Source organism: Kamptonema animale CS-326 (assembly GCF_028330895.1).
In the GTDB taxonomy this organism is placed as follows: Bacteria; Cyanobacteriota; Cyanobacteriia; order Cyanobacteriales; family Microcoleaceae; genus Kamptonema; species Kamptonema formosum.
On sequence record NZ_JAQMUA010000155.1, the window covers coordinates 1 to 9,306 of the forward strand.

Sequence of the window (9,306 nt, forward strand, 5' to 3'; positions counted from 1 at the left end):
CTTCGCGGAGCTCGCAATGACGGATTATTGCTAATAAAGGGGATGACTAACCCGGATTTGGTATTACCCATCCTCCCCATCTCCCCCTCTTTCCCTAGTCCCTAGTCCCTAGCCCCTAGTCCCTTCTTCAATTGGTAATTAGTTAGCTAATTGGTTTGGAGTTACGACGAAAAAATGTTTGTAACGCGGCCATCCTGGCGGTATCTTTACCGCCCAGAGGGCGGCCGTACTGCGATCGTGCGTAAGTCCTGTTAGTAATTGGTAATTACATTTTCCTACTAACAACCCACAACTAAACAACAACACTAGCTAATACCTTTTGAGGCATCAGTTGAATCACATTATCAACAGGAGCAAACTCTCTGACATATCTGGAGACAGAGCGCAAATATGCTACCTCTAGTTGAATAGAACCCACCTTTGATAGACTTTCAATCATGTCATCAAATTCATCAGGTGTCACCTTAGCTAGATTCAAAACTTCTTTATTTAATCTGCCGTGTAAACCTTCTAGAAGTAGCTCTAGAATATCCTGGTAGATATTGATGTCAGTTCCATCAGCTTGCAGTCTCTTAGCATTGATTCCCCACTTTAAGATCTTCAAGAGTTCGTGGGCTGAAGTCCAAGAAAAAGTCGAAGAAATTATCTCTCTTTCAGAATTTGCTAGAGCTGGCTTAATTTGGGCTTCCGGGATAGTTTCATCCGTAACTAAATTTTCCAGGCGGAACAATTGTTTAGTTAATGTGCGGAAAGAAAAGGGTGCTAGTTCTGCAATTTCCATTTCTCCAGAAGCATCAACTGTTCGAGAGGCATTTTCCAAAACATTCATTAACAGGTGAATTTCTGTAGGATTGCTCCAGTCAAACTGACCCAGGAAAAAGGGTTCTTCATATCCAGGGAGAAGTCCTTGAAAATAAATCGGGATATTTTTGCCAGACTCAAGAATTTTAGCAAGAGCCACTTCCAGGGTTTCCGTTGGCCAGCCTAGATTGCGAACTGTTAAAAATTTTAGTTTACCGGGAACGGAAAAAATTAATGAATTCAACAACAAATGTACTGCTTCTTCAACATTTTGAGCAGTTACGTAGCGGTGCGGAGCGTGAACGTTGACTATTTTACCTTGCTCTACTTTCTTAGCCATTTGCTCGCAGAAAGAGCTGTTGTCTAACATATGGGTAAAACGTACCATCCCATAAGTAACATTTCCCTCTTGAGCTGCTTGAGCAAATTGCCACTCTGCTAACTTTTTGGAAGCGGCGTAAACTTCTGTAGTAAAATAGCGAGAAGCTTTGCCTGTGGAAGAGAAAATGCACTGGCGGACACCATACTCTTCACAAACTTGGATAATATGTTTAGTTCCTAAAAGGCTAGTTGTAGCAGTTTCTCGAATTTTAATTTCAGCGAGTCCGGGTAGGCGTTGAGCAGCTAGGTGGAAGACTAGATTAGGTTTTTCGGTATCAAATATATATCTTAGCGCCTCAGAGTTACGAACATCAGCCGCATAGAAAATGATGTTTCCTTCTAGAGTGCTAGTGGGAATATCTCCTTCTAAGTTATGACATCGTGCTTTATCCACAGAAACTATGCGCTTAGCACCTAATTCGAGCAGTTTTTTAATTAAGTTAGTTCCAACGCACCCTTCTCCTCCGGTTACGAGTACCACTTTTCCTTGTACTTTGCTCTTAACTTCCTGTGCGTACAGGTGAAGGGTGCGGTTGCGTACATCGCTAAAAGGCTCTGTTTCTAATAGTCCGTCGGCCTTGTAAGCTTCGATGAGCTTGACTGTCAGAGTTTGCAATTCAGCAAGAATTGCAGAGTCTTGAGGCTCTGGCGAACCAGGAGGAACTAGCTGCTTGATGAGTTCAATAATTCCGGCTTTGGTAGTAGATTTAACTGCTGATAAATTAGTAGATGCAAGTTTCACTGTTGTAGCTCCTGTTAAACGCTAGGAATAGTGATATGTGAGCAACGGCACACCCGGATAGCTCGCCATGAAAGCGAGTTTTTTAGAGGGGAAAATCGCAACTATTTGCAGATAGCTATTAGCTCCTCTATTTATTTGGTTCGGTGCGATATTTGTATCTTCTCTGACACCTTTTAAAAATGTCTGAGTTCAATATCCTTAACCTTACGGTTCCTTGATGAATATCATCATAGACTATACGTACGAGTGCTTGGCAATAGGTTAGCGCAAGCTTTACAAACTCTTCGTAATTATCTACGGGTTTTCGCGTAATTTTAAAGATTGTGTAAAGTCGAAAATCTTTACATTAAGTAGCTAATTTATCGATAAGTGCAATATCTGTCGATCGCGTGGGAGCTGAAACGCTTGTGGCTACTTAGTTTGGTCAGAAATTCCAGACTTCCCTCCTCCTAGCGTCAATTTTCCTACGGACGGTTCTTGACAAATTCGCTTACCGTGAAAATACGGTAGAGCACTGAGGATGCTACTCCAATCTGAACAATATTTCTATCTTGGAAACTACTATTTATTCCTGTAGTTAGTGTGGTTTCAAGCTAGAGGAAGAAGAGTAAGAAAAAATACTTAGTTAGTCAGCTTTTCAGTCATCGCTATTCTACGTTTAATTATTCTGTGCTAGCTAATTAAGAAAATTTTCCGCGCTCTCTTGCTCCACCGCTGCTTTGCTTTTGCTCTCTCCTACCAGTGAGTAAGTAAGTTGTCATGTATCCTTTACCCTTAATCTGGATAGCCCCCCGCTTCTCAAAGGAATACTTCTGGCGCAATAGCTCGTAAGTGGCTGCTGTAACTTGAATGCAGCCCGTCATACCGTGAGATTCCATGCGGCTAGCAATATTCACAGTGTCGCCCCACAAATCGTAGATAAATCTCTTTAAGCCAATTACGCCGGCAATTACGGGGCCAGAGTTAATACCGATGCGGATGCTAAAAGCTTCATTGTGTTCGACGCTGAGTCTACGAATTTCCTGCAACATATCCAGGGCCATTTCTGCGATCGCTTCTGCGTGATCGGAATGGGGCACTGGGAGGCCGCCAACTACCATATAAGCGTCCCCAATCGTCTTGATCTTCTCTAAGCCGTGTTTGTCGGCTAAGTGGTCAAAGGCGGAAAAGATATCGTTGAGCACTCCCACCAATTCCGAGGGAGAGATCCGGGAGGAGAGCTCTGTAAAGCCGACAATATCAGCAAACATCACTGTTACTGCCCCAAAAGTGTCAGCTATATTGTGTTCGTCACCTTTGAGACGCTCTGCGATCGGGGCTGGTAAAACATTTAATAGTAGTTGTTCGGATTTAGCTTGTTCTAATTCCAATTGTTTGTAAGCTTGTTGTAACTTTTTGGCTTGATTAGAACTTTCTTCAGCGAGTTTTTCGATTTGTGTCGTGCGGCTGAGGGCGGTCAACATATAAGTAACAGGTATGAGAGTCCACAGCAAGCCCATAACTAAGCTACCCCAAGACCGCCAGTGTTTTTGAGTCCTACGAAATTCGGGGGTTGTTAAGATATAAAGCGACCACTGGCTACCGCTAATCTTGAGGACTAGCCTACAAGGTGTTTCTCTCGAATCAGAATTGTTTTGAATCGGGCAGTTTAACTTTGCTGCTTGTTCTACCTCCGGCCCTGCTGAAACAACTGTTTGGGTACTGGAATCGTAGAGTACCCCAAAGTTATTTGTCTGTAGATAGGGGGGGAAGTCTTGAGCATCGATATTGGGTAAGACGATGGAAGGTATGGACTTATTTGGCTTTTTAAGAATGCTGTTAGTGAGGTAAAAATTTAGATATTCGGTGTTGCGCCCTCTGAGAGAAGTCTGAAAAATATCTTTAATTTGAAATATTCCTAGTACAAATCCTTGTAATAAGTTGCGGCGATCGCTAATCGTGCTGGGTTGAGAGCCGTTTTGGTAAACTGGTTGGATGGTCAGTAAGCCAGGTTGAGAGCGATCGCCCCTAATTAAGTCGATATTTTCACTGACAACCATTTCTCCTGTATCCCTCGCTTGGTCTAAGGCGGCGCGGATAGCAGGTTCGGAACCTAGATCCAACCCTAAAGCCTCCTGGTTCTGGGCTAAGGGTTCTACATAGTATACGGGGAAATATTCAGCACGCCCGCTAGCTCTAACTATCTTACCGAGTGAGTTTCGCTCTCTAATCTGGAAGTTCGGATCTGTTTTGTTTCTGGCATTAGCTTCATAGTTTTGCCGTTGGGTGTTGGGTACTCGTGGACTCCAGGCGAGGATTTCCAAACTGGGGTGGATGGCGAGGGGACGGGCGACAAACCGAGCAAAGGAGGAACGATCTACTTTGTTTGTAGCTCTCATGTAGTCGCCGAGAGCAAGAATGACATCTAAATCTGTATTAAGCTGACGCTCTAGGGCGATCGCGAAATCGTCGCTGCGACGGTTAAATTCGTAATCCCGCCGTCTATTTTCCCAGTTCCAAATCAAGGCGAAGGCTAAAATCGATAAACTAACGCCTAAACAAAGGGTTAACCCAGGGGGAATGTAGCGAGACCAGGGTAAAGGTTGTTTTTTCGTCATAAAAAGTTTGGTAAGTGGCAAACTCAGTGGTTTGAGCCCTGAGAGGTAAACGACACGAGCGATTAAAAACATCGTGAATCTTAAAATGCTTAATCGCTGTCTCTCTTGGGTTGGGAATGAATATACTCAACTTGTAATGCCCGATTTTCAACGCCGCAGTCAGCACATTTTCTTTCCCACTTATTCAGTAGATCCTCGCGCAATTCGTAACGGAGTAAGTTAATACTTAGACTGACCAATACAGCTTGCTTTGACATCACTCTTGCAAACTCAGTGGCTTCATCCCGGAGTTAGTGACTCTTACTTCCTGAATACGGGCTATTAAATCCCACGCCGCCAAGTACCATAACAAACTTGCGTCTCTGAGGGTAGATTTCCTATTCAAATTTCAAAATCTAAAATCTAAAAATTGCCGAAAGCGGGAGTTAATGACCGATCTATTAAAGCCTATACTAACCCTAAGAGGAGCTAGGACTGAAAGGTTTTACATTTTACTTTGGCGATCGCTCAACTGTTTTTGGTGTTTGCTAGCTAAGCTGTATAAGCCTTCTTCCTTCTACTTAACATCAAATTGACAAGTTAATGCGAGAACCTTGGGGAGTTTTGCTAACTTCTATTCTAGCCTGGAAAGCTTCTCGGAGGTGAGGGACGTGGGTGACAGCAAGGATGCACTCGAAGTCGGGGGCGATCGCGTTAATCGCCGCTATCAAGCGATCGCACCCTTCGCTGTCTTGAGTACCGAAACCTTCGTCAATAATTAACATCTGCAAAGCCGTACCTGCACGCTGTGCTAAAAGTTTAGCTAATGCTAGGCGGATGGCAAAATTAATTCGGAAAGCTTCGCCGCCGGAATAAGTCTCATAAGGGCGAGTACCGCGAGCATCTGCTATCAATATATCCAGGGTTTCAATTAATTTTGTGGCTTTTTTGGAAGCGGCGGCGCGTTGGGTGATAAACTGGACGTGCAATTGATTAGCGCTCAGTCGAGATAAAATGTGATTAGTTTCGGCTTCGAGTTGGGGTAAGACATTTTCAATCATGAAAGCTTGAATACCGTTTTTACCGAAAGCTTGCGATAATTCTTGATAAACTCGGTATTGCTTGCGCGCGGTTTCTAGTTGTTGTTGTTGAGTTTCGCACTGAGTTTGAAGGTTTTCAAGGTGCTGTTGTTGCTGTTCAATTCGTCCCAGACTAGCTAAGTTTTGGTCTAGTTGTTGACGGCGATGCTGTATTTGTTGTTCTATTTCGGCAATTTGGGTGGCTGTGTCGGGAGTTTGTTGTAATTGTTGCCTAATCGCTAAGATTTGATTGTTGAGTGTTTCTAAATCTTGCGATCGTACTTGGATTAAATTCCCTAATTCACTCACTCGCTGCTGTATTTGCGGATATTGTTTTTGAGCTTGACGTAATTTTTCGGCACGGGAAAGCCAAAATTGATTTTTCCGCAGTTCGGCGCGGATGTTACTATGTTGTTCTAAACTATAGCCAATTTCCGCTAGATATCTATCGATACTTTGAATTTGTTGCTGTATTTCGGAGTCGGTTTGTTGTTGCTGTATTTGCTGTTGAAAACTGGTTAATTGGCTGTGAAGTTCTGGGCGACGGCTATTAATTTTCTGTAACTTTTGCTGAGCTTCTTTAATGCGACTCATTTTAATTTCTGCCCAGCGCAAACTTTTTTCTTGGTTGCGGACGAGGGCGTGATTTTGTTCGCTGTAATTGAGTACCTGCAAGTTTTGCTCTAGTTGTTGAAGTTCCGCATAATCTTCGGCTGCATATTCGCCACTACGTAGCGATTTCTCTATAGCTGATGCTTCAGCTAATAATTCTTGTACGCGCAATTGCTCTATTCCCAAAGCATCAATTTGAGCTTGTAAATTCCCCCGCCGTTCCCGCAATGTTTCATAGGGAGCCAATTCTTCACCTAGTTGGCGATACTCATTTCTGAGGACTTCAAGCTCTCGATTCGAGATAGTTAATTGTTCCCGAATTACCCAAAGTTGATTCCAAAGTTCCTGCTGTTGATGGCGATGTTTTGTAACTACTAAGCTCCAGTGATGTTCGTCTAAAGGGCGATCGCACAGAGGACAATTAGGAAGTTGTAAGTCTTGAGTTTTGAGTTTTAAGTTCTGATAAATATCAGATTCTGCTAATAATTTTTGCTCTTCTAAATCTGTGTGATTGGGGGGGATTCCTAAGAGTTGAATTTTTTGGTCTAATTCTGCGAGTCGGGCTTCAAAGTCGCGCTGACTGTCTTCAAGACTTTTGAGGAAGTGATGCCGTTCTTGTCCTTTTTCCGTAACTCGCTGTTGATAAACTCGCTTATTTTCTAATTGTAAAATATGAGTTGCTACTGCTTGCAATTCCCGATGTAATTCCGGCTGCTTTTGTTGATAAGTAGCTTGCTGCGATCGCGCTCTGGAGTTAAGTTCTTCCAAACGAGCGCTCAAACGAGCATGAGCCCGATCGAGTTGGGTTTGCAATTGTTGCCGCCGTTGCAATAAGGGTGCAACTTGAAGCTGTAATCGATCCAGTTGACTCAGGCGAGTTCTTGCTGCTTGCAATTGAGCCAGTCCAGCTTCTGCTTCTGGCTGTTGATTGAGAATATCTTGAACTTCTTTTTGTTGTTGTTCTAACGTTTCTAATTGGGCTTGGACTTGCTGAACTTTGCCGCTGATTTGACTCACAATCTGCCGCTGTTGTTCTTGTAATTGCTGCCGTTGGTTTTGTGCCTCTTGGTGAGCTTTGAATTTAGCGGAAAGGGTTTCTTCTTCGATTTGCAGCTTTTGAAAAAGGGTTAAACCCGTTGTAATTTCGCTTTCTTGTTGCAGGAGGGCTTGAATTTCCTGTTGCTGCTGTTTGACTGTGGCGAGTTCTTGTTGGAGGCGATTGCATTCTTGGGCGATGTTACTATGTTGTTGCTGTTGGCCAATGAGGAGTTTTTCTCCGGTTTGGCGTTGGTGTTGCTGGCCTTGGAGTTGCTGGAGTTTTTCGGTGTTACTATTTTGCTGTTGTTGGAGCTGAGCGGTGATTTGTTGGAGGTTGGTTTGCTTCGTGGAGATCTCATCACGTTGTAGCAGTTGCCCTTTGAGGGAGTACAGACTTTTTTGTAGGAATTCAACTTGAGCTTTAAATTCGCGGGATTTTTCTTTGGCTTGTTCTGCTAAGATGTCGTATTGGTCGAGTTTCAGTAGGCCTGCGAGAATTTCTTTGCGATCGCTCGGTTTTTTGAGCATAAATTCATCCGCACGCCCTTGTCGCAAATAAGCTGAGTTGATGAATGTTTCATAATCGAGTTTCAGGTGTTCGATAATTTTCTGCTGTGTCACCCGCAGTCCTTTTTCTGTCAACGTCCGAAAAGAGCCAGCCTTGATCTCCCCATTAACAACAGCAGAGTCGGTCGCAATTTGAAATTCTAGAGTTCCTGACTGTCCCCGACGGCGGTTGCGGATGATGCGGTAGATTTCGCCGTGAGTTGCGAAAACGAAGTCAACGCGGACTTCAGTTTCGCCGATATGGATGATGTCGTCTTCAGAGGCGGTGCGACAGTTACCCCAAATTGCCCAAGCGATCGCTTCTAAAAGGGAGGTTTTACCTGCACCGTTGGGGCCGCAGATACAAGCGGTGTGGAGCCCTCGAAAGTCGAGAGTTGCATCGCGGTAACTGAGAAAATTTTTGAGTGTGAGTTGTTGCGGAATCATTTATGGCAGAAGGAAGAGGGAGGAATGCTCTAGTTATCTGGGTTATCTAGGAGAGAAGGTAGAAGGCAATAAAAGCAAAGGTTTCAGCAATTAAGAATCTCCTAACGGTCTTGGTAGTTGCTATAGGCGAATGCGCCCGGCATTCTCTTTATCAATACCATGCTTTCTACCTTGTTGCCTAGTTATTCAATCCAGATTGAGGAGGGTAACTAACGCTTCGGTAATTTCTTCCATGATTGCCTCCCAAAGGGTTCTCATCAATACTTTTAGGAATTACGCTCAGGCTCCAGAAACCGGGTTTTTGAGAGCATCTGTGGGTCACGCAGGAGGCAGGAGGCAGTAGGCAGGAGGCAGGAGGAAAATGCAATACTAGAAATGGTTTGGGGGAGGGAGAATGTCAAGACCGTTATGGCGGTTGCTATATTTTCATTAAAAAACCCGGTTTCTTTGGTTGGGTGCTTAAGTCCTGACTTTTTGATGAGCCGATCGCCAACAGTAGGTTCAAGAGTAACTCGCCAGACTTCACCTCTACGCATTCGTTTTGCTCTCAGCGTTAAGGTATTTTTCTTCTGAATGGTAATATTTTGACAGAATTTAACCGCGCCGCGAGCATCGCCCCTTCAGGGGTTGGGATAGGCGCTGCGGATGCGGCCGCATTCAAGTATTTTGATTTTCAATATATTGTTTAACCGTTTTCTCCGAGGCGTTACCGACTGTGCCACAAAAATAGCTCCTAGTCCAAAGAGAGGGGATTTTTTTAAGGTACGGATATTCACTCCGAAGTTGAAATGAAGTAAATCCTTTGAGCCGAAACATAATTTGATCTGGAGCTAAATTAGGTGGTGCATCAATTAGCAAGTGTACGTGGTCTGGCATAATCTCCATTGCCACAATAGATTTGTCTTGCATATTGATTATTGTTAGGTCTTTAACATCTACAATAATATTGTATGATGACTTTAGGAGGTGATTGAATTTGATTTTAAGTTATAAATATAAGTTGCCCCCCACTAACCATCAATCCGATAAATTATCCGACTGGCTCAATATGTTGCGAGCTGCTTACAATTGGTCTTTAAAAGAC

Annotated in this window: 6 protein-coding genes; 1 reads left to right on the plus strand and 5 read right to left on the minus strand. The window is 43.6% G+C overall.

What is annotated here, in order from left to right; translation table 11 throughout:
- Positions 1-292: 292 nt before the first annotated feature.
- The 5 genes from PN499_RS09115 to tnpA form a co-directional block, all read right to left on the minus strand.
- Positions 293-1,924, minus strand: coding sequence for a polysaccharide biosynthesis protein (locus tag PN499_RS09115; protein WP_272031484.1), 1,632 nt, complete (start codon positions 1,922-1,924; stop codon positions 293-295).
- Between the two features lie 680 nt (positions 1,925-2,604).
- Positions 2,605-4,521, minus strand: a complete 1,917-nt coding sequence (locus PN499_RS09120; protein WP_272031486.1) for an adenylate/guanylate cyclase domain-containing protein — start codon at positions 4,519-4,521, stop codon at positions 2,605-2,607.
- A gap of 89 nt (positions 4,522-4,610) precedes the next feature.
- Entirely contained in the window at positions 4,611-4,778 is a 168-nt protein-coding gene (locus tag PN499_RS09125; protein WP_272031487.1) for a hypothetical protein, read from the minus strand.
- 309 nt (positions 4,779-5,087) lie between these two features.
- Complete coding sequence (locus PN499_RS09130; RefSeq protein WP_272031489.1) at positions 5,088-8,222, minus strand: AAA family ATPase; 3,135 nt, start codon at positions 8,220-8,222, stop codon at positions 5,088-5,090.
- Between the two features lie 657 nt (positions 8,223-8,879).
- On the minus strand, positions 8,880-9,131 hold the full coding sequence (gene tnpA / locus PN499_RS09135) for an IS200/IS605 family transposase (RefSeq protein WP_272031490.1): 252 nt from the start codon (positions 9,129-9,131) through the stop codon (positions 8,880-8,882).
- A 67-nt stretch (positions 9,132-9,198) separates the two neighbouring features.
- Here tnpA and PN499_RS09140 point away from each other — a divergent pair.
- On the plus strand, positions 9,199-9,306 hold a 108-nt coding region (locus PN499_RS09140; protein ID WP_272031491.1), incomplete at its 3' end, for a helix-turn-helix domain-containing protein.